The sequence below is a fragment of the Rugosimonospora africana genome, assembly GCF_016862975.1.
GTDB lineage: Bacteria > Actinomycetota > Actinomycetes > Mycobacteriales > Micromonosporaceae > Rugosimonospora > Rugosimonospora africana.
Genome location: NZ_BONZ01000083.1, coordinates 51,796 through 73,042, shown reverse-complemented (window position 1 = coordinate 73,042; position 21,247 = coordinate 51,796). Strand labels below are relative to the sequence as shown.

The following is a 21,247-nucleotide window of genomic DNA, read 5'->3' as shown; positions in this document are numbered from 1 at the left end:
TCCCAGCACCCCTAACGCTCGACAGGAACGATCAGACGGTGACTCCGAAGTGGCGGGTCAGTGCGACGGCGGCCCCGGCGAGCGGTCCTGATCCCTGGCCCAGCTCCGAAAACACGACGTGGACCCCTTCGCTCAGGGCGGGCAGCGAGCGCTCGATGACCCGCTGCTCGAGCTGGCGGCGCATCATCTCGCCGGCGTGCACAATTTCGCCGTGCAGGATGAACAGCTGCAGCGACAACAGCTGGACCAACGACGCGATGCCGATCGAGACGTTGTCGATGTAGTCCGCCAACAGCTCGGCGGCGGCCAGGTCACCGGCCTCAGCCCGGCGGGCCAGTCGGCGCGGCGTCGTGCTGCGTCCACCAGTGATTCCGCGTCGGGCGCTCTCGGCCCTCAGCCACCGCGTGGAGGCGACGGTCTCCCAGCAGCCGCGAAGGCCGCACGAGCACAACTCTCCGTTCACGTTGACGCAGGTGTGGCCCAGCTGCGCGGTGTAGCCCCCGCGGCCGTTGAGCAGATGGCCGGTCAGCACGATGCCGGCACCGACGCCCACGCCCAGCTGTAGGGCGGCGAAGTGCTCGCACCCGCGGGCCGCACCGAACCACCGCTCGCCAACCGCCAGCGCCCGCACGTCCTGCTCGAGAAACACCGGGGCGTCAAGCGCGTCGCCGAGCAGCGCGGGCAAGTGGGTGCCGACCAGGCCCGGCACCACTGTGCAGGCAACGACCGTGCCGACCTCGTGATCGCACAGTGCGGGGGCCAGCAGGCCGACCCCGGCGAGGTTGCCCGCATGCGGGCCCAGCACCTCGGCCGCGGCCGCGGTGACCAGCAGTTCGATCTCGCTCTGCGAGGCGGACGAAGGTAGCGCGTGCTCGCTCCGCGACCGAATCTCGCCGCGAGCGTCGACCAGGGCCACCTCGACCGCGCCGGCATCAATGGAGACCGCGCCGCACAACGCGGCGTCGCGGCCGAACCACAGCGGGCGGGACGGTTTGCCGATGCCGTCGACCGGTGCCTGCGGTTCGTCCTCCTCGAGAGCACCGGCTGCGAGCAGACCGTTGACGATTGTACTGACGGTAGCGCGCGGCACGCGGATCAGCCGTGCGAGGTCCGCCCGCGACGACGGACCGTGGTCGGCGAGCGCCTGTAGCAACAAGGCCCGGTTCGTGTTGCCGACGTCGGTGGACGACAGCAGCCTGCGGCCGCCGGGCGAGCGATCGCGCACCTCGTGCAACGCCCCTCCAATGTCAAAGAGTTATGTCAGACCCGTTAACAAACTAGCGCATGATCCCCCATGCCCACCGGCTCGCCGCTTGCTGACCCGTCACTCAACGGGTCAGTCACTGGGCCCCGCTCCTACCCGGTCGTTCGACTAAGTCAACGACTCTAACTTTCTATCACCGATCCGTTGACACTGTCGTCAGCGGCTGATTGACTGCCGTCAACCCCCACGTCGCGTTAAGGAGCACCCGATGGTGAACGCGCGTAAACTCGTCGCTAGCCGGCGCGCCATCGGCGCGGTTGCCGCCGCGTCGGTGGCGCTGACCCTCGCCGCGTGCAGTCTGACGCCCGGCGCGCACAACTCGTCCCCGGCGGCAACTGGACCAGTATCGACTGCCGTGCCGGCCGACCAGGTGACTCTGAGGCTGGCGTTCTGCGACGGTCCCGACATGACCAACGCGCTGGTGCAGGCGTTCGAGAAGAAGTACCCGCAGGTCAAGATCGTTCCGCAGTACACGTCGTTCGACGACTATGTGAAATCGTTGAAACTGACCATGACCTCGGACAACGCGCCCGACCTGGCGGAGTACAACGCCGCGATGAAGGACCTGTCGGCGGGCGGGTTGATCGCCGACCTGACGCCCTACGAGGCGGCCTACGACTGGGACAAGGCGTTCCCGAAGTCGGCACTGGACGAGCTGCGCATCGACAAGACCGGCAAGTTGCTGGGCACCGGCCGTCTCATCGCTGTGCCGGCCGGCCTGTCCCTGGTGGGCGTCTACTACAACAGGCAGCTGATGTCGCGTGCCGGCATCAGTGCGGTTCCGACGACGATGGCCGAGTTCGAAGCGGATCTGGCCAAGGCGAAGGATGCCGGGCTCAACCCGTTGTCCGTGGGCGCTCTCGACGCTGGCGCGTTGCACCTGTGGTCGGCGATCCTGAACGTGGATTCGGACCCCGCCCGCGTGCGCGGGTGGATCGATGGGCAGGCCGGCAGCACCATCAACACCGACGCTGCGATGCAGGCCACCCAGGCGATCGCCGATTACGCCAAGAAGGGATACTTCCCCGCGTCGGCAAACGGCACGAGCGAGAATGACTCGGCGACAGCCTTCTCCAAGGGCAGCAGCGTCTTCCACGTCAACGGGAACTGGGCTGCCGCGCAGCTGGACACTGCCATGAAGGGCAATGTCGGCTTCTTCCTGATGCCGCCGGGCAACGCCGGCGGGAGCGCCGTCGGCAACGGCTACAGTGTCGCCTACGCGGTCTCGTCCAAGACCAAGCACCCGGAGGCCGCCACGGCGTTCCTCGACTTCCTGCACAGCCCCGAGGCGGCGGTGATCGAGAGTGCCGGCGGCTTCTTGCCGCCGAACGCCCAAGCGGCGCCGTCGACGACCGGTGTCAAGAAGGATCTGAGCGTGGCCAACGAGCACGTAGTGGCTGCCGATGGACTGATCCCGTTTCCGGACTTCGCCGCGCCAGCGATGCTCGACGCGCTGGAATCGGGCCTGCAGTCGGTGATCGCGCAACGCATGTCGGCAAAGGACTTTCTGGACTCGCTGCAGACGGTCTGGAACGCTTACCACGGGAGCTGAACCTTGAGCCTGGACTTCATCCAGACGCGTCGACCGGCATCGGCCACGTCACCGTTGGCCGATGCCCGCCGGCGGCGGCAGCGCGCCGATCCGCGTGGCCGGCGGAAGTGGACCGGTCTTCTGTACATCGCGCCCGCGTTCCTCGTTTACGTGCTGTTCGTGGTGCTTCCTGGTCTGCACACGGTGTACCTGTCCATGTTCAACTGGGACGGCATCACCCCCGCCACGTGGGCCGGCCTCGGCAATTACCGGGCCGTGGTCAGCGACCCGCTGCTGCGCGGTGCCATCGAGCACGCCCTTGTCCTGATCGTGTTCTTCGCGGTCCTGCCGATCACGTTGGGTCTTCTGTTGGCCGCTCTGTTGGCCAGGCATCGTCGGCGTGGCATGACGTTCTTCCGGGTGATCTTCTTCTTGCCGCAGATCGTGCCGCTGGTCGCGGTCGGCATCACCTGGCGCTGGATGTACACCGAAGACGGCGCGGTGAACCAGATCCTGCGCTTCTTCGGACTGGCCCGAACTACCCGAGCCTGGCTCGGCGACTTCCACCTTGCCCTTCTCGCCGTCGGCTTGATCGGAACCTGGACCCTCGCGGGATTGTGCATGATGCTGTTCCTCAGCGGCGTCCAGAAAATCGACCCCGCGCTCTACGAGGCCGCGCGAATCGATGGCGCCGGGACGGTGCGGGAGTTCTGGGCAGTGACCCTGCCCGGCCTGTTGAGCGAGATCCGGGTAGCGCTGACGGTCACGATCATCGCCGCGCTGGCCAGCTTCGACATCGTCTACGTGTCGACGAACGGCGCGCCCGGCAACCAGACCACGGTGCCAGGTCTGCTCGTCTACCGCCTTGCGTTCACCGACGAGCGCATCGGGCTGGCGGCCGCCCTGGGCGTGGTGCTCACCGGGCTCATTCTGGTGGTGGTCGCGGCGATCAGCGTGGGCATACGGAGCGAGGCATGAAGTCGTCCCGGTTGGAATCAGCCGCCAGCTACCTGGTCCTCGTGGTCGGCGCGCTGAGTACCCTCCTTCCGTTCGTCAGCATCGTGCTGGCCAGCCTGCAGCCCTCCAACGCCCTGGTCTCCGGCCTGCACGTGCCGCACTCGCTGAACTTCGACAACTTCCGGCAAGCCTGGACCGCGGCCACCTTCGGTGCCTTGCTGAAGTCAAGCGTGGTCATATCTGTCACTGTCGTGCTGCTGTCGGTGGCGATGGCCACCCTTGCCGGGTACGCACTGGCGACCATGCGGATCCCCGCCGGCGGGCTGTTGTTCGGGATGTTCCTGGTCGGGCTGACGCTGCCGGTCGAGCTGATCGTGATCCCGCTGTACTTCGATCTGCGAAGCTTCCACCTCACCGACAATTACCTCGGTGTGATTCTCGTGGAGTGCGCGCTGTTCATGCCGTTCGGCGTCTTCTGGATGCGTAATCATTTCCAGTCGATGCCCCGCGAACTCATCGAGGCAGCCGAAATGGACAGCGCCAGCCCGCGCGCCATCCTGTTCCGCGTTCTGCTGCCGCTGGCCGGCCCGTCACTGTCCTCACTGGCCGTACTCATCTTCCTCTGGTCATGGAACCAGCTGCTGCTCGTGCTGATCCTGATGCAGGACCCCAGCAAGCGCACCGCGCCGGCCGGACTCGGCTTCTTCGTCAACCAGAACACCAGCAACATTCCGGTACTGTGCGCTGCCACGTTGATCGTCATGCTGCCGGTCCTGGTCGTCTACCTGGTCTTCCAACGCAAGTTCATCAGCGGCATGCTGCAGGGGGGTATACGTGGCTGACTCGCTCAAGGTCGGCCTTGTCGGGGCCGGTGGCATCGCTCACCCGCACGTGGCCGCGTGGCAGCTGCTCGGGGCGGAGGTACACGTCTTCTCGCTCGACGGGCAGGCCGAATTCGCAAAGCGGTACGGGATCGCTGAGGCGTCCGAGTTGGATGAGCTGATCGGGGACTGTGACGTCATCGACGTCTGCGTGCCGACCTACGCCCACGACCGGGTCGTCATGGACGCAGCCGCCGCGAAGCGGCACGTCGTCTGCGAGAAGCCCCTGTCGCTCACCCACAACCGGGCGCAGGCCATGATTGACGCCTGCCGGACGGCCGGGGTGCAGCTGTATCCAGGGCAAGTGGTTCGGTACTTCGCGCAGTACGCGGCCGCCCGGGACGCGGTCGCGGCCGGCCGGATCGGCGAGCCGGCCGTGCTGAGGCTGTCCCGGCGCGGCGCCGCCCCTGCCAGCGACTGGTTCGCCGACCCGGCGCGTTCCGGAGGGGTGCTTGTCGACCAGATGATCCATGACTTCGACTTCGCCCGCTGGATCGCCGGAAGTGTGGCCTCCGTCTATGCCAAGGTAATCGTGCGGGGTCGGCTGGCGACGGCCTATGTGGTACTGACCCACGGCAGCGGTGCGCTCAGCCACATCACCGGGGGCTGGGGGCCGCCCTCCACAGTGTTTGCCACGGCGTTTCGGGTCTCGGGTTCGCGTGGGGAGCTGAGCTACTCATCCTCCGCCCGGTCGGCGCTGCGGTGGGACGCCCCGGCGCTGCGCGAGGGCGGCGGCATGCTGCTGCCCACTGACTTCGCTCCACCGTTCGTCGCTGAGCTCCGGGAATTCGCCGCGGCCTTCCGTGGTGGACCGGCCCCGCGCGTCACCGCCGAGGACAGCCTTGCCGCGCTGGACATCGCCCTGGCCGCCGTCCAATCCGCGTCCTCCGGCCAGCCTGTCAGCCCTAAGGATGTGTCCTGATGACGCTGCGGATCGGGCTGATGTCGTTCGCCCATGTACACGCCGGCAGATACGCAGCCCTGCTGCGCGACCGCTCGGACGTCGACCTGCGGGTGGCCGATCCGGAACGCCCGGCGCTGGCTGACGAGTTCGCCTATGCGGCCTCCTACGAGGAGCTCCTCGACTGGCAGCCGCATGGCGTGATCGTGTGTGCTGAGAACGCCCGCCACCGACCGCTGGTCGAGCTCGCCGCAGCGCGGGGCGCCCACGTGTTGTGTGAGAAACCGCTGGCCACGACCGCCGACGATGCGTCCGCCATGGTCGCCGCGTGCCGCGCTGCCGGGGTTTCGCTGATGACGGCGTACCCAGTGCGGTTCCACCCGGCGTTTCGCAGCCTGCGCTCGACGATCCGCAGCGGTGCGCTCGGGCGGGTACTGTCGGCGTCCGGCACGAACAACGGCCAGGCGCCGATCGCTGCCCGGCCCTGGTTCGTCGACCCCGAGCTGGCCGGCGGCGGCGCGCTGATCGACCACACCGTGCACTTGGCCGATCTGCTTGACGACCTGCTCGGCAGAAGGGCCATCGAGGTATACGCCCAGGCCAATCGCATTTTGCACGGCGCGCAGGTATCGGTCGAGACGGGCGGGCTGGTTGTCGTCACCTACGACGACGGCACCGTCGCCACGATTGACTGTAGCTGGAGCGTACCGGCGAGCTATCCGACCTGGGGCGGGTTGACCCTCGCGCTGGAGTGCGAAAGCGGCACTGTCGAGTTCGACGCGTTCGGCGATCGGCTCGATTTCTTCGACGACGAGGCCGGGCGGTTGCGCTGGCTCGACTACGGTACCGACCTCGACGCATTGATGCTCGATGCGTTCCTGGGCAGCGTGCGTTCTGGCACCGCGGTCGAGCCAGATGGTGACGTTGGCTATCGCACGCTGCAGATCGTCCTGGCCGCCTACCGGTCAGTTGCGTCCGGTCGCCCGGAGGCGGTCGAAGTCTAGTGTCCTGTAATTCTGGTTTCTTTACTCGATATTGCCTTTGCTGTTGACTCGACGAGTGGGCTTGACGGACGAGCAATGGATCGAGCTGCGCGGGTTGACCAACAGCCCGGACGTGGCGGCCACGGTGGCGACGCGTGCTCGGATCGTGTTGTGGCACAACGAAGGTGAGCGCAAGAAGGACATCGCGGCGTTGGCGGGGGTTTCGCGCCCGACCGTGGATCTGTGGCTGGGACGCTACGCCGCAGGGGGCGTGGCAGGTTACTGGACCGTTCACACGCCGCACCGCGTGAGCAGCTGCCAGCTCGGATCCGAGCGCGGGTACTGGCCCTGAGCCGGACCGGCCCACCAGAACACCCACGCCAAACCGTTCACCTGGACCGCGACCGCCGAGGAGATCTTGGCCAAGGTCCAACTCGTGCAGACCAGCATTAAGCAACTCGTCGACAACAACACCCAATGACCCAGGGCGGCGCGGATGCTCATCCTCGACTACCTCATCGTTGCGAAGGCCGCACCCGGGTTCCGCCGCACACGGCTGGGTTTCGGGCTCCTTCGCGGTCATGATCCTGATCGGATCGATCTTCGGCCATCACGCGATAGGCGACCCGATCAGCACCGTGATCCTCGGACTGCTGCTAGGCATATTCGTCTTCGCCGCGTCCAGCTACGGGTTCACCATCGTCCGCTCGATGTACCTGTCCGACGGGCTACTGACCCCCGCGGACCGGCGTGGGTCCAACGCTGGTCCACCGCCGCATCCAAGCCCAAGCTTCGCGATTCAATGATCAGCCTCACCGCCGGCACCATCGTGGCCGTCATCTCGCCAGCCATCATGATGCAGACGTAAAGCAACCGGAATTACAGGACACTGGGATGAGCGCTTAAGCGGCCAACCCGTCCAGGGCCCTCAACCGCTCGATCGGCGTGCGGACATGCGCCGGATCATCGCGGGCCTGGCAGCTCGACTCCGCGAGGCAGGCGATCGCCGGCCGCGGCCGCATCGTCGTGGAGTACTTCGATGTCGGCTCCTCCCGCGCATGTCTTGGACGGAGCGACCGCGGTCGGGACGATGACAAAATCGGCGCCATGAAAAGCTCTCTGTTCGCGGTCAGCGACCTGCACGTGTCCTACGCCAAGAACCGCCGTATCGTCAACGGCGTGCACTCCGACTCCGGCGACGATTGGCTCATCGTCGCAGGAGACGTCGGCGAGATTCTCGAGGACGTCGTCGAGACCCTCGCGCTGCTGCGCCGCCGCTTCTCGACGGTGATCTGGACTCCGGGCAACGACGAGCCCTGCTCGCTCCGGGCGCCGCGCGAGCGGGGCAGGCGCGATCGGGCGCCGGCACCCATGCGGCGGCTGTTCGGAGCGGCGCGATGATCGAGGCGTTGCTGCAACCACCGGCCGTGCCGGTCGAAGCGTTCACCGACATCCCCGGCGAGCGGCCACTGCCGGCGGAGGAACCCCTGATCGCGCGGGCCGTCGAGAGCCGGCGCCGTGAGTTCGTCACCGGCCGGCGATGTGCCCGGCAGGCCCTGGCGCGCCTCGGGCTCCCATCCGCGCCCGTCCTCGCCGGCGCGCGCCACGAACCGCGGTGGCCCCTCGGCGTCGTGGGCAGCATCACACACTGCGAGGGCTACCGCGCCGCGGCCGTCGCCCGTACCGCGGACCTGGCCGCACTCGGCATCGACGCCGAGCCGCACGGTCCGCTGCCCGCAGGCGTCCTGGAGTTGGTGACCACGGCCGACGAACCCGACCGGCTGGCCGACCTGTCCCGAGCCTACCCTGCCACGCACTGGGACCGATTGCTGTTCAGCGCGAAGGAGTCGGTTTACAAGGCGTGGTACCCGTTGACCGCGCGATGGCTCGGCTTCGAGGATGCCCGGCTGAGCTTCGACCCGGTCACCCACACGTTCGCCGCCCGGATCCTGGTCGATGGCACCCGGGTCGACGGCGGCCCGCCGCTACGCGAGCTTGCCGGCCGGTACATCGTGTCGCGTGGCCTCGTCGTCACCGCCGTCTCCATCGGCCTCTCGGCATAGCCGGGACCACCAGCCACGGACCGCGGATCCGACTGCCGGACCCCGGTCCCTTCTTCCGGGGACATGCGACGACCGGTAGCCATCCGGATAGTTGTTGACAGATGTCGTGCCGACATCGCCGCGACGCCGGGCCGAGGTTCCCTCATCGGGGGACGGGATCGATGTCGGAGAGGGAACGATGGCTGGCCGCCCCACAGACAGCGCCGATCCGCAGGCTCCACCCGCCATCACCGTCTTCATTCCGGCCCGCAACGCGCAGCGCACACTGGCGCGATGCCTCAGCGCGGTGACGGCCTCCACCGGTGTCACCGTACGCACCGTGGTCATCGACGACCGATCCACCGACCGAACCGCTGACCTCGCCCGTGCCGGTGGCGCGGAGGTGATTCCCACGCCGCCGCCCGGCGGCCTGGGTATCGCCCGCAACGTCGCGCTGGATGCCTGTCAGACGCGCTACCTCGGATTCCTCAACTCCGACTGCTACCCCGAACCCGATTGGCTCGCCCAGTTGTGCAAGGCCGCGGCGACCACCGGCGCGGCCATCGTGGGCGGTCGACAAGATGAGCTGCGCAGCTCCACCGCCGCAGAGCGCTGGAAGGCCCTTCACCTGCGGCAGGACCTCGGCAACCAGGTCGTGGAGAACCCCGACTACCTGTCGGGCGGCAACCTGGTGCTCGACCTGGATCAGGTGGGCGACCTGCGGTTCGCGGCCGGCTACACCATCGCCTACGAAGACGTGGACTTCTGCCGCCGGCTGCGATCGGCCGGACGGCGCCTCCACTACTTCCCGTCCGGCATGGTCTGGCACGACCACGAGGAGACGCTGCGCACGCTGCCGCGCAAGGTCTGGTCCTACGGGGCCTTCAGCAGGTCGGTTGGGGAGTACTCGAGCGTGTTCGGCGCACTGCGCGCCGCGGTGCGCATGCATCGCCGGCCGCACGATCAGCTGCGCAACGCGCTTCGCGACGACCTCCGCCACGGACGCGTCGGATTCGTCGCGCTGGACCTGTTCCTGTTCGCGGCGTCGTTGCGGCTGTTCCTGATCAACCGTCGTGGTCAGCACGCGACGGCGATGGTACCTCCGGCCAGCCTGGGAGAGTCAGGGTGAATAGCGACCCCCGTGTCATGATCTTTCCGATCACGATGACCTGCAACAGCAAGTGCCGCAGCTGCGGGATCTGGCGGCTGCCGGAGACCGACAAGGAGCACTCCGGTGACGACCTGCTGTCGCGGGTCGGGGCCGATCCCTACCTGCGCCAGCACGTCGAGTCGGTGAACCTCAGCGGCGGCGAACCGTTCACCCATCCGCGGATCAACGCGCTGATGTCGGGAATGCTCCAGAACTACAGCCGGCTGCGGGAGATCTGCATCAACACCGACGGGCACCTCAAACGCGAGATCCGGGGCGCCCTCGAACAGGTACTGCCCGCGTGCCGGGAGCGCGGCGCGAAGCTGCGCATCTACATCTCGCTGGACGGCATCGGGCAGGCGCACGACCGGCACCGGCGGCACCCCGGCGCCTTCCAGCAGGCCGACGAGGCGCTGCGGTTCCTGGCCGAGGAGACCCACAAGTGGCCGGAGACCCTGCGGGCGACGGCGAGCTTCACCATCACCGACCGCAACAGCGACCAGATCCTGCCGGTGCTGCACTACGTCCGCGCGATGGGGGTCCGGGTCGACTACAACCTCGCCGCCCGGCCGGAGGTGTTCATCGGTGGCGCGGGGCTGGAACGCCGGTTCCAGGTCACCGACGAGCAGTTCGAGGCCGTCAAGTCCGCGATCACCGAGGTGTGCCGGTACCCGGAGAGCATCAACTTCTCCAGCCGGTTCTACGCGACCATGCTGGAAACCCTGCGCAACGGCCGGCGCACCCGGGGCTGCTTCTTCCCGGAGAAGGGCTTCGTTCTGATGCCCGACGGGAAGGCGTACATCTGCGGGACGTTCCTGGACTTCTACATCGGTAACCTTCTGGAGACCGGATTCGAGGAGATCTGGCGTGGGGCCGACCGGAGCCGGTGCCGGGACGAGCTCATCCCCGCCAAGTGCGAATCGTGCTTCTCCAACTCCTACGAGGACTGGGACCTGACGGTCGGGGCACTGGTGTGACCGTCACCAGCGAGGCCCCGACCACCCGGCGGACCCGGGGAATCCTGATCGCCTCGCTCACCTCGGCGTGCGGCTGCGCCTGTGTCTTCTGCGGGTTGCCGGACAGCCGGCCGCACACCGTGCTGCCGGTCGAGACGCTCACGACCGCGGTCAGCCGGCCGCCGGACGGCGCGACCCGTTGGGAGGAGGTGAACATCACCGGCGGCGACCCGCTGGTGATGCCGGCCGCCCGCCGACTGTTCCCCGCGCTGCTGTCGCTGCGCCCGTACTACGAGCGGTTGAGCGTCTCCACCGCCGGTGTGCCGGCCCGGGCCACGCTGGCCGGCCTCGACGAACTCGACGACGGTTCGCCGCTGGACGTCTACGTCTCGCTCGACGGCGTCGGAGAGGTCCACGACCGGGTGCGTCGCCGGCCCGGCGCCTTCGCCGAGGTGTCCGCCTTTCTCGCCGAGGCGCGCCGGCGGGATTCGGTGAGCGTCGCGCTGACCTGCGTGATCAACCGGTTGAACGTGGACGGCCTGGACGACCTCGCCGACCACGCCGAGGCCGAGGGGCTGCCCGTGTCGTACGCGGTGGTCAACAGCTCCGACCACTACATCAACAGCCTCCCGCTCTACCGCGACGTGAGCCTGACCCCCGAACAGTCGGCTGCGGCCGTGGACTTCCTGACCCGGCGCAGCCGGCAACGGTTGGACACCGACCTACGCAGCGTGCTGCGCGGCGAAGCGCGCCGGCTGCCCTGCCGGCTGCTGCACCGCGGCGCGCTGCTGACCTCGGACGGCGCCGTGGCGATCTGCGGTACCAGCCAGCGGATGGTGCTCGCCGACGCGCTGCCCGGGGACGACCTAGCCGGCGCCTGGGACGGTGCACTCGGCCGGCGACGGGAGCTGCTTTCGGCCGGTGCGGCGCAGACGTGCCGGACCTGCACCACCAACTGTTTCGCCTGGAGGAGTTCCGATGGCCCAATCCCTGGTTGACCCGGCGATCGGTTGGCCGGAGGTAGCCATCCTGCCCGTCACCTACCTGTGCAACGCCAACTGCGACATGTGCGCACTCGGCGATCTCAACCAGCGTGACCGGCTGTCCGACGACGAGCTGGCCGCCATCTTCGGCCACCCGTCGGTGGCCAGCACGCTGCGGGCCATCAACTTCACCGGCGGAGAGCCCACCCTGCGCAAAGACCTGGCGCACCTGGTGGCCCGGCTGGTCGACTCGTGCCCGAACCTGGAGAGTTTCTCGCTGAACTCCAACGGCATGCTGCGGCCGAGCTTCGAGCGCATCCGGGCTGTGATCGATGTGGCCCGGCAACGCAAGAAGAAGCTGTACCTGTTCATCAGCCTGGACGGTGTCGGCGAGCTGCACGACGAGATCCGCGGGGTACGGGGCGCGTTCACCAAGACCGTACGGACCATCGACGCGATCCGCGAGCTGCGCGTTCCCCGGTCCGAGATGGGATTCGGCGTGTCCGCCACGGCCACCTTCAAGAACATCGACCACCTCGACGACGTGCTCCAGTTCGCGGTGGAGCGGGACCTCGCGGTCTCGTTCACGTTCCCGATGGAGACCGACGTCTACATGAACAACGCCGACCGGGTGGGCCGCTTCCACGCCGAGCGGGAACTCGTCGACCGGTTCATCGCGTTCCTCGACACGCTGGAGCCGTACGCGGACCGGATCAGCCCGCCGATGTCGTTCTACCGCAGCCTCCAGGCCACCCTGCGCGGAGAGCGACGGGTGGCGCCGTGCATCTTCCAGCGCGGCGGGTTCTTCCTGGAACCCAACGGTTCCGTGCGGCCGTGCTGGCGCTCCTCGGAACTGCTGTTCGGTTCCCTTGCCGAGCAGTCGTTCGAAGAGATCTGGTATGGCGCGCGCAGGCAGGAGATCGTGCGGACCATCGAAGAGAAGTTCTGTAGCAGCTGCCCCAGTCCGTGCTACGTCGGCTTCCCCTCGCAGTTGCTCGAACCGCCGCCCAGGGCGGTGGCGAACACGTGACTCACCCGCCCACCGGGGTCAGCATCGTCGTCATCTGCCGCAACGAGATCGGCTACCTCGACGGCTGCCTGACCGCGCTCGCGCTCGCGGCGCGGGACGCCCCGCTGCCCGTCGAGGTGCTGGTCATCGACGGCCGCTCCGGCGACGGTACCGCGGAGCTGGCGGAGCGCTGGGCGGCGCGGGACTGCCACGGGATGACGGTACGGGTCGTGCGCTGCGACCGCGCCGGCTACGGGTACCAGCGCAACGTCGGGGTGAGAGCGGCCCGGTACCCGTGGGTGGCGTTCGTGAGCGCGGACGTGCGGGTCGGCCCGGACTGGCTGGCCGGGCTGGCACAGGCGACGGCGCAGCCGCTCGACCTGTTGGTGGGCCGGTTCGATCTGGTCACGCCGACCGGTCGGCGCCCTTGGCTGGCAAGCCTATCCGCCACCATCTACCCGACCTGCACGGACGATCCGGCGGTGGAGCGTTGCAGCACGGTGCATCTGGCCGCGCGCCGCAGCGCCCTGCTGGCGACACCGTTCGACGAACGGCTGACCGCGTGCGAGGACAAGGCACTGGCCTACCGGCTGGCGCGACGGCCCGACTGGCGGGGCGCCGGGACGCTGCCGGGCCGGCCGAGGCACCTGGCCAGGGAGACTGTCGGCCAGTTCCTCGCCAAGACCTGGCAGGAGGCTCGGGTGTTCGGCGCGCTGCGCCGCGAGACCGGCGGCCGGTTCCCGGACTGCTTCGGCTGGGGCCACAGCGCAGTGCGGATGGCCGCGGCATCGGCGCTCGGCGGCGCGGTGGGCCTGGCAGTGTCCCGCCGGCCGGTCGCGCCGGTGATCGGTGCCGCCGCGGGGCTCGCCACCGCGGCGCGCCACCCGGTCGGCTGGACGCGACGCCGGCGGGACAGGCCGGTGACGGCGCAGGCCCTGTTGCACAGGGCGGCGATGCTGACCATCTGCGCCGGGTACCTCACCGGCTGGCTCGCGGACCGGTCGCCGTGACCGCCGGCATGCTGCCCGAGCGGGTGTACTCGCTACCGGCGCAGATCGACGCCGTCAGTCGGGAAGCGACGCTGCTGCGGCGGTTCCGTGACCTGCTGGACGAATTGGCACCCGAGCGCGCGTTCGGTGACCGCGACAAGATCGCCATCAAGCTGCACGTCGGTGGACCAGACAGTTACACGACGGTGCACCCGCAGTTCGTACGGGCGCTGGTCGACCGCTTCGCGACACGGCAGAACTTCCTGTACGTGGTGGACGAGCACCGCGCCGTGCGTACCGCCGGGCAACGCGGGTACAACCAGGAGGCGCTGGGAGCCCCCGTGTACCCGATCTCCGGAGTGGTCGACCGGTACCTGGAGGAGCGCCCGGTCACCGATTCTCCGTACTTCGACACCATCAAGGTGGCCGGAATGGTCGCCCACGCCGATGGGCTGATCGTGGTGTCCCACGTCAAGGGTCATGCCTCGTGCGGCTTCGGGGCGGCCATCAAGAACATCGGCATCGGCTGCGTCGCGCAGGAGACCCGCAACCACATCCACGTCTTCGAGGGCCACGACAACTGGCGGCAGGACGTGGTGGAGGCGGCCGACATCCCGCACGAGGCGCTGGCCGAGGGCATCGATCAGGGCAGGTTCTTCTCGCACGCGCTCGCCCGCTCCGCGCAGGAGGTGCTGCGCCACTTCGACCCGGCCAAGGTGCTCTGCCTGAACGTGGCGCTGAACGTCCACCCCTACTGCGACTGCTGGGGGCTGTCTTCGCCGGCGTTCGTCCCGGACATCGGACTGTTCTTCGGCAACGACCCGGCAGACGTGGACGAGGCGTCGCTGCGCGCCGTGGAAGACGCGCCCTTCGTCCACGAGGCCCTGCCGGCGTTCCTGAAGCCCAGGCTGGGCTCCGCCGGCGAGCCGGCGCCGGGGCAGCGACTGAGGTTGATGCACGGCAAGAATCCGTGGTACGCGGTCGAGGAGTTCCGCCGGCTTCGCGGCGCGCCGCCGGCACACCCTGATGAGGAGTGATGGTGGAGGTAGTCAGCGAATACATCGCGCAGCACCCGGACCAGTTCCGGACGGCGTACCACGAGCTGCGGCCGCTGGGCGCTCTCGAACTCGAGGTGCGCCTGGACTGGCGGTGTAACGCGAAGTGCAAGTTCTGCGGTGTGTGGAAGTACAGCAGGGAGGGGATGCTTCCGGTCGAGCGCTGGCGCGAGGTGTTCACCGAACTGCGTGCGGCCGGGCTGGCCCACGTGCTGTTCACCGGCGGCGAACCAATGCTGTACCCGCACTTCCTCGACCTCATCGAGCACGTCGACGGTCTCGGTGTGACCACCGCGATCATCACCAACGGCAGCCTGCTGGTCGAGGACCGGGTCACCCGGCTCGCCGCACTGTCCGGGCTCCGGCAGATCACCGTCTCGCTCGACAGTCCGGATCCCGCGGTGCATGACGAGGTGCGCAAGCTGCGCGGGCTGTTCGCGAAGGCAATGCGGGGCATGGCACTGCTGCGCGAACGGGCCCCCGGCGTCCGCCTGGTGGTCAACACGGTGGTCTCCAAGTCGACCGCCGACACGGTCAAGGACCTGCTGTCGCTGCCGGTGCTGCCCGACCACCTGCGGGTGTTCCCGGTCGGCCTGGACATCGACTGGCTGAACTCGCTGTCCGGCATCGAGGACAACGACTGGGGCAGCTGGGCCGACGAAGCGAAGACCGAACAACTGCCGGCCGAGTCGCTGGCCGCGGTCCGGGGGCACCTGCGGCAACTGGCCGAGCGCGCTCGCGAGCTCGGGGTCAGCCTCGAAGTGGAGCGGCTGCGCCACGACGGACCGTTCAACGGCGACTGTGTCGTACCGATGGGGCACTTCGTCGTGCAGCCCAACGGCGACGTCTACCCGTGCTGCCACGTCCAGGATGAGCCGAATCGCTTCGGGTCTCTGGCCACCACGTCGGTCGCCGATCTGCTGGGCGGGCAGGAGTACCAGGACATGCTGCGCCGGCTGCGCCCGGCGCGGTTGCCCTCATGCGGGCGGTGCTCGCGATACCGGGACTTCAACGAGAAGGCGGCCGGGCTGGTCATGGTCGGCATGCCGGGCCGCGCCGGGAACCGCGATGAATGACGGAGTGAGTGTCGTCGTGCCCACCTACGAGGCATGGCCGGTGCTGCACCGTACGCTCGCCGCGGTGGTCGCCGACTGCGATCTCCTCGACGTGCCGTACGAGGTACTGGCCGTCGACAACGAGAGCGGGCCGGAGTTCCGAGAACAGGCCGGGCGGTTCGCCCAGCGGCACCCACAGGTGCGGTTCATCTGGCGGGAGGGCCTGCGGGGCCGGCACTTCCAGCCCGGCGCCTCCCGCAACATCGGCATCGACCAGGCCCGGTACCCGTGCCTGGTTTTCCTGGACGCCGACTGCATTCCGGGCCCCGACCTGATCCGGGCCTACAGGCAGGCGACGCGAGCCGACGCGACCACGGTCTTCGTCGGGCACCGGGTGTTCGTCGCACCCTCCCATGTGGACCCCGAGCGGATCGCCGCCGACCGCCGCGTCCTGGAGGCCCTCGAACCAGTGGCGTCGATTTCGAACTACGGCAAGACGGTCGAGCGCCGGCTGCCCGAACTGGCCGCCCTCGCCGGGCACCCGCGCCCCTACGACGTGATGTACGCCTGCGACATGGCCATGCACCGGGACTGCGTCGGCACCCTGCGGTTCGCGCCGGTCTTCGACGGATCCTGGGGGTACGAGGACATCGAGTTGGGCTACCGGCTACACCGTGCCGGGCGGCGGTTCGCCTACCTGCCCGAGGCGTACGTGTACCACCAGGAGAACGGCTCACTGTCGGCCGAGGAGCGGGCCAACGGCCGGCGCCGCAACTTCGCCATCGCCGAGGACCTCATCGACGACTTCGCGGCGTACCGCCGGGGCATCGATCGGGTGGGCGCGGTGCCCACGGCGGAGTGACCGGTCGCGCGATGCACCTGGGGTTGATGACACCGGAGTGGTACCAGGACGAGCCGGCCGGAGGTATCGCCACATACTGCCGGGTGCTGGCGGCCGCGGCGGTACGCTTCGGCCACCGGGTCACGGTGTACGCGGCTACCACGGCCGCCGGGCGCCGCCCGCTGGAGCGCGGCCGGCTGCGGGTGTTGCCGGTTGCGGCGCAGTCGGGCCAGGCTCTGGAGTGGGCCGAGCGGTTCCGCGCGGTGTGGCTGGCCACGGCGCCGGCCGACCGGCCCGAGGTGCTGGAGGCGGCCGACTTCGGCGGGGTGGCCGCGCTGCTGCTCGGCGATGCGGGTTCGGTGCCGGTGACCACCCGGCTCCACCTGCCGCTCGCCTCGTTGCTGCGCCGCAACGACGGCCAGCGCATCTACCGCGACGACAGCTGCCGGCTGGACCTGGAACGCCGGCAGGCCGAAGGCTCGGCGTTGCTGACCAGCCCCACGCGGTGGCTGTCGGCGGAGGCCACCGCGGTGTGGGGATTGACCGACCCGCCTGCCGTGATACCGAACCCGGTCTCCCCCGGCTGCCTGGCGCCAGCGCACCGCGCGGCCGGCGGCCGTGAGGGCGGCGGGCGGCAGGGCGGGGGCCGCGAGAGCGGCGGGTGTGAGAGCGGCGGGTGTGAGAGCAGCGGGCTGCCGCGGGTGCTCTACTTCGGCCGGCTGGAGCACCGAAAGGGGGTGCTCGCGCTCGCCGAGGCGGTCGCGACCCATCTGCGCCGCGGCGGACCGGCCACGGTCACGTTCGCCGGGCGCGACACCCGCTGGCGTGGCCGGTCACTGCGAGAGCAGATGGAGGAGCGCCTGAGCGGCATACCCGACCCTGACCGGTGCCGGTTCCGGCCGCCGCTGCGCTGGCCGGCGCTGCGCCGGGAGATCGACCACAGCGACCTGGTCGTGCTGCCCTCCCGCTACGAGAACTTCCCGTACGCGTGCCTCGAGGCGATGGCCCGCGGCCGGACCGTACTGGCCTGCTCGGGCAGCGGCGTCGACGAGATCATCGCCTCCGGCACCACCGGCCACCTCGTCGCGCCGGACGACCCGGACGCCCTGGCCGGCGCGCTCGACCGCCTGCTGTGCGACCCGGCGGCGCTGACGCGCACGGGCGCGCGGGCGCGGGCGGCGGTGGCCCGGTTCGCCCCGCACCGGGTGGTGCCGCCGCTGCTGGCGCGCTACGGCGGGCTGGCCGCCGAATGACAGGCGCTCCCCTGGTTCTGGTCACCAACGACGACGGCGTGCACGCGCGCGGGCTGCGCGCCGCGGCCGTCGCGGTCCGGGCCGCCGGCGCGGTGCCGCTGGTGGTGGCGCCGAGCCAGGACCGGTCGGTCACCGGTACGGCGCTGGGCGGCGGCTTCGGTTCGGCTCCGCTGCGCGCCGAGCGCGTCGTGTGGAGCGGCGACGGCCTCGACGACGTCGCGGTGTACCAGATGCCGACCTATCCCGCGGCGCTGACCACCCTCGTCGCCGCAGGCGCGTTCGGCCGGCGGCCGGACCTCGTTCTCGCCGGCATCAACCACGGCGTGAACACCGGTGTCGGCGTGCTGCACTCGGGCACCGTCGGAAGCGCGCTGACCGGCGGCCTGGCGGGCATCCCGGCGGCTGCGGTCTCCGTGGTCGGGCCGCCCGAGCGGGTGGACTGGACGGGCTGCCAGCGCTTCGTCGCGGTCCTGCTCGCCGTGCTGCGCGGCGGGGTACCGCCGTCCGGCGCGCTCAACGTCAACCTGCCCGCCCGCCCGCCGTCGGACCCCGGCCGGATCGGCTGGCGGGTTCTCGCCACGACCGGCACCACCGTCGCCCGGCTCGAGCGGTGCGAGGCGGCCGACCGGTCGGTGGACCTGCGCATGCGGTTCGAACCGGTCGGTGAGACTCCGCCGGCCGGCACGGACAGCGGGGCACTGTTGCGCGGCGAGGCATCGCTGACCTGGCTGTCGCTGCCGCACGGGCGCCCGGCACCGGCGGGCTGGCAGCGGAGGACACTGCGCCGGCTGAGGGCCGGGTGGGCGGGGACCGACGCGGACCCGGGGACCGTGCCCGGTCCGACCGGCCCCCACCAGACCGCGGCGGTACCGGGCCGGTGAGCGGCCGCGACGTGGCCGGTACGAGCCCCGGCCGGCGGCGGCCTCAGACCGCCGGGCGGGTGACCAGACAGTCGCCCAGGACGAGGAAGTCCAGGCCGAGGCTCATGAAGGTACGCGCCGCGTCCGCCGCGGTGTCCACGATCGGCTCCTTGGCGTCGTTGAACGACGTGTTGACCAGTACCGGCGGCAGGCCGGCGTCGGCCAGGCCGGTCAGCAGGCACTCCAGCGCCGGTGCCTGACCGGGCCGCAGTACCTGCGGCCGGGTGGTGCCGTCGACATGCACCGCCGCCGGAAGCTCGGCCCGTCCCCGCGCCGAGACCACCGTGGACCCGATCATGTACCAGGCCCGCGTGCCCTGGTCGGGCCAGAGTTCGCGGTCGTGCCCGGACAGGACGACCGGCGCCAGCGGTCGCCACGACTCCCGGCCCTTGACCGCGTTGAGCCGGTCGCGGGTTGCGACCGGACGCGGCAGCGCGATGATCGAGCGGTGGCCCAGCGCCCGCGGCCCGATCTCGGCGCGGCCCTCGGCGACCGCGCCGAGCTGCCCGGCCAGCAGCCGATCGAGCACCGGGCCGGACCGGAACGGCTCCACCGTGTACCCGGCCGCGCGCAGCCGATCCGGCTCGCCGTCCAGACGCAGGTCGCGGCCGAGATACGGCGACTGCAGGGGGGCCGGTGCGGCGGGCGGGCAGATCGACCAGGCGGCGCCCAGCGCGACACCGGCGTCGTGCGGGAACGGAGGAATGTAGACCGGCTCGGGCAGCCGCCCGTTGGCGACGCAGTTGAGCGCGACGCCGCCGGCGACGCAGACCGCCGGCTGCCCGGTCAGGCACACCGTTTCCGCGTGGAGGGCGCGCATCGCCTCCTCCACGGTGCGTTGCAGGCTCGCGGCGACGCGCACCGCCACCGGATCCTCGTCCAGCAGCTCCGGCGGACGCGTCACCGCGCCGAACCGGCCGGCGAGGTACTCCCCCCACTTGCCGGTGAAGTCGTCGTACGGCAGCTGGGTCGGCCAGTCGAATGCCGGCGCACCGCCGCCAAGCAGGTCACCGGTCGGTAGGACGACGCTGTCGAGCTGGTCGCCGTACGAGGCGAGTCCCATCGTCTTGCCCGCGTTGAGGTTGCCCAGCCCGATCAGCCGGGTGCCCGCCTCATACATCGCGCCGAGCGAGAACGCCCTGGGCCACTGGCGCCGCGCGATCAGCCCGGAGCCGTCCGCCGCGTACACCGAAATCGATTCCCGCTCCCCCGCACCGTCGACCACCAGGACGCCGGCCGCCTCGAAGCCGGAGGCGTGGAACGCCGACCGCGCGTGCGCCAGGTGATGCGGCACGAAGACCAGCTCGGGCCCCCGGCCGCCGGCGGCCTCGGCACCGAACAGGGCGGTGTAGAGCCGCTCGCGGTCATCGTCACCCCACGGGATCAGCTGCGGCAGATCCCACCCGATCGCCACCGCGGTCAGATCCCGCCAGCCGATGCCGGCCTGCTGAAGACAGAACGAGGTGGCCTCGGTGGGGTAGCTGTTCCAGGCGTGTTTGACCCGGGTGAAGCGCTCCTCTTCGGCCAGCGCGTGGACGCGCCCGGTACCGTCCACGAGCGCCGCCGCGCCGTCGTGCCACTTCCAGTTGATGCCGAGCACCCACATCCGCCGGTCCTCCGTAGCCGTTGAGCGCGAGGGCACGTCCGGGTCGTCGGCCGCGACGATGCGGGCCCGCCGGCCGGGTCAGTCTCTATCGGCGTCCGGGGGCCGGAAAGTCCCCTGAAACGGCGACCCTCCCCGGCCCGCGGTCCGCGCGATGATGGGCGGCAAATGGGCTCACCTGGATTGGCAGCGATGACAGAGCAGGACACACAAGGGGAACGCCTGGCCACGGTCGACCGGGTGTGGGCGGACCCGCCCGCCGTGCACTTCTCCGATCCGGTGTACGGCCTGGTTCCCCCCAACGGCGTCTGGCGCACCGACCGCGGCTGCTACGAGTTTCTCGCCGAACACTGCCGGCCCGGACTGCGTACCCTCGAGACGGGCCTGGGCATCTCCACCGCGCTGTTCACGATGTGGGGCTGCGAGCACACGAGCGTGGTGCCATGGGGCATCGAGGCCGAGCGGCTGCGTGAGTACTTCGACCGGCACGGGATCGACGACAAGCTGTTGGAGGTCCATGTCGGGTACTCGCATGAGGTGCTGCCGGCGCTGCCCGCCACGCCGCTGGACGTCGTCCTCATCGACGGTGGCCACGGCTTCCCGATGGCGGCCCTGGACTGGTTCTACGCCGGCGGCCGGCTGGTCGCCGGCGGGGTACTCGTCCTCGACGACCTGCACCTGCCGTCGGTCACCGCCGGCCTGCTCGACTTCCTCACGCACGACCCCCGGTGGACACCGCTGGCGCAGACCCGCAAGTGGGCGGCCTGGCGACGCGAGTCGTCCGGCCCTCTGGCGGAGGAGTGGACCGCACAGCCCTTCTTCAGCCCGCACACCCCACGCAAGGCATGACACGCCGGCGCGGTCACCGTCGACG

At 69.9% G+C, this 21,247-nt stretch carries 22 protein-coding genes; 20 read left to right on the top strand and 2 right to left on the bottom strand.

Annotated features, from left to right (window positions below; genetic code table 11):
• Positions 1–31: 31 nt before the first annotated feature.
• Positions 32–1,225, bottom strand: a complete 1,194-nt coding sequence (locus tag Raf01_RS38840) for an ROK family transcriptional regulator (RefSeq protein ID WP_239134310.1) — start codon at positions 1,223–1,225, stop codon at positions 32–34.
• Positions 1,226–1,472: 247 nt separating this feature from the next.
• On the opposite strand from Raf01_RS38840, the gene Raf01_RS38835 reads away from it, so the two are divergent.
• The 19 genes from Raf01_RS38835 (at position 1,473) to surE (ending at position 18,731) form a co-directional block, all read left to right on the top strand.
• Entirely contained in the window at positions 1,473–2,816 is a 1,344-nt protein-coding gene (locus Raf01_RS38835) for an extracellular solute-binding protein (RefSeq protein WP_203923105.1), read from the top strand.
• A gap of 3 nt (positions 2,817–2,819) precedes the next feature.
• On the top strand, positions 2,820–3,773 hold the full coding sequence (locus Raf01_RS38830) for a carbohydrate ABC transporter permease (RefSeq protein ID WP_239134305.1): 954 nt from the start codon (positions 2,820–2,822) through the stop codon (positions 3,771–3,773).
• Entirely contained in the window at positions 3,770–4,594 is an 825-nt protein-coding gene (locus Raf01_RS38825; protein WP_203923104.1) for a carbohydrate ABC transporter permease, read from the top strand. Before Raf01_RS38830 ends, Raf01_RS38825 begins: the two co-directional genes overlap by 4 nt.
• Complete coding sequence (locus Raf01_RS38820) at positions 4,587–5,555, top strand: Gfo/Idh/MocA family protein (RefSeq protein WP_203923103.1); 969 nt, start codon at positions 4,587–4,589, stop codon at positions 5,553–5,555. The genes Raf01_RS38825 and Raf01_RS38820 overlap by 8 nt, the downstream gene beginning before the upstream one ends.
• The gene (locus Raf01_RS38815) at positions 5,555–6,538 is read left to right on the top strand and encodes a Gfo/Idh/MocA family protein (protein WP_203923102.1); all 984 of its coding nucleotides are present in this window, start codon (positions 5,555–5,557) and stop codon (positions 6,536–6,538) included. The genes Raf01_RS38820 and Raf01_RS38815 overlap by 1 nt, the downstream gene beginning before the upstream one ends.
• A gap of 61 nt (positions 6,539–6,599) precedes the next feature.
• Positions 6,600–6,869, top strand: a complete 270-nt coding sequence (locus Raf01_RS38810) for a helix-turn-helix domain-containing protein (protein WP_239134304.1) — start codon at positions 6,600–6,602, stop codon at positions 6,867–6,869.
• Between the two features lie 229 nt (positions 6,870–7,098).
• Complete coding sequence (locus Raf01_RS38805) at positions 7,099–7,323, top strand: hypothetical protein (RefSeq protein WP_203923101.1); 225 nt, start codon at positions 7,099–7,101, stop codon at positions 7,321–7,323.
• 301 nt (positions 7,324–7,624) lie between these two features.
• Entirely contained in the window at positions 7,625–7,918 is a 294-nt protein-coding gene (locus Raf01_RS38800; RefSeq protein ID WP_203923100.1) for a metallophosphoesterase, read from the top strand.
• Positions 7,915–8,580 (top strand): 4'-phosphopantetheinyl transferase family protein, encoded by a 666-nt coding sequence (locus Raf01_RS38795; RefSeq protein WP_203923099.1) that lies wholly within the window; start codon positions 7,915–7,917, stop codon positions 8,578–8,580. Before Raf01_RS38800 ends, Raf01_RS38795 begins: the two co-directional genes overlap by 4 nt.
• A gap of 178 nt (positions 8,581–8,758) precedes the next feature.
• Positions 8,759–9,688, top strand: a complete 930-nt coding sequence (locus Raf01_RS38790) for a glycosyltransferase family 2 protein (protein WP_203923098.1) — start codon at positions 8,759–8,761, stop codon at positions 9,686–9,688.
• A 17-nt stretch (positions 9,689–9,705) separates the two neighbouring features.
• Positions 9,706–10,686, top strand: a complete 981-nt coding sequence (locus Raf01_RS38785; RefSeq protein ID WP_203923097.1) for a radical SAM protein — start codon at positions 9,706–9,708, stop codon at positions 10,684–10,686.
• Entirely contained in the window at positions 10,683–11,663 is a 981-nt protein-coding gene (locus Raf01_RS38780; RefSeq protein ID WP_203923096.1) for a radical SAM protein, read from the top strand. Before Raf01_RS38785 ends, Raf01_RS38780 begins: the two co-directional genes overlap by 4 nt.
• Positions 11,644–12,678 carry a radical SAM protein gene (locus Raf01_RS38775; protein ID WP_203923095.1) on the top strand — a complete coding sequence of 345 codons (1,035 nt, stop codon included), beginning with the start codon at positions 11,644–11,646 and terminating at the stop codon, positions 12,676–12,678. Before Raf01_RS38780 ends, Raf01_RS38775 begins: the two co-directional genes overlap by 20 nt.
• Positions 12,675–13,667 carry a glycosyltransferase family 2 protein gene (locus tag Raf01_RS38770; protein WP_203923094.1) on the top strand — a complete coding sequence of 331 codons (993 nt, stop codon included), beginning with the start codon at positions 12,675–12,677 and terminating at the stop codon, positions 13,665–13,667. Before Raf01_RS38775 ends, Raf01_RS38770 begins: the two co-directional genes overlap by 4 nt.
• On the top strand, positions 13,664–14,683 hold the full coding sequence (locus Raf01_RS38765; protein ID WP_203923093.1) for a DUF362 domain-containing protein: 1,020 nt from the start codon (positions 13,664–13,666) through the stop codon (positions 14,681–14,683). Before Raf01_RS38770 ends, Raf01_RS38765 begins: the two co-directional genes overlap by 4 nt.
• Positions 14,683–15,777, top strand: a complete 1,095-nt coding sequence (locus Raf01_RS38760) for a radical SAM/SPASM domain-containing protein (protein WP_203923092.1) — start codon at positions 14,683–14,685, stop codon at positions 15,775–15,777. Before Raf01_RS38765 ends, Raf01_RS38760 begins: the two co-directional genes overlap by 1 nt.
• Positions 15,770–16,618 (top strand): glycosyltransferase family 2 protein, encoded by an 849-nt coding sequence (locus Raf01_RS38755; RefSeq protein WP_203923091.1) that lies wholly within the window; start codon positions 15,770–15,772, stop codon positions 16,616–16,618. Before Raf01_RS38760 ends, Raf01_RS38755 begins: the two co-directional genes overlap by 8 nt.
• On the top strand, positions 16,615–17,850 hold the full coding sequence (locus Raf01_RS38750) for a glycosyltransferase family 4 protein (protein ID WP_203923090.1): 1,236 nt from the start codon (positions 16,615–16,617) through the stop codon (positions 17,848–17,850). The genes Raf01_RS38755 and Raf01_RS38750 overlap by 4 nt, the downstream gene beginning before the upstream one ends.
• Entirely contained in the window at positions 17,847–18,731 is an 885-nt protein-coding gene (gene surE, locus Raf01_RS38745) for a 5'/3'-nucleotidase SurE (RefSeq protein ID WP_203923089.1), read from the top strand. The genes Raf01_RS38750 and surE overlap by 4 nt, the downstream gene beginning before the upstream one ends.
• A gap of 43 nt (positions 18,732–18,774) precedes the next feature.
• Here the strand turns inward: surE and Raf01_RS38740 are convergent, their stop codons facing one another.
• Positions 18,775–20,376: a carbamoyltransferase C-terminal domain-containing protein gene (locus Raf01_RS38740; RefSeq protein WP_203923088.1), complete on the bottom strand. Its 1,602-nt coding sequence runs from the start codon at positions 20,374–20,376 to the stop codon at positions 18,775–18,777.
• Between the two features lie 189 nt (positions 20,377–20,565).
• Between Raf01_RS38740 and Raf01_RS38735 the strand changes: the two genes are divergently transcribed.
• Positions 20,566–21,222 (top strand): class I SAM-dependent methyltransferase, encoded by a 657-nt coding sequence (locus Raf01_RS38735; protein WP_203923087.1) that lies wholly within the window; start codon positions 20,566–20,568, stop codon positions 21,220–21,222.
• Positions 21,223–21,247 lie beyond the last annotated feature (25 nt).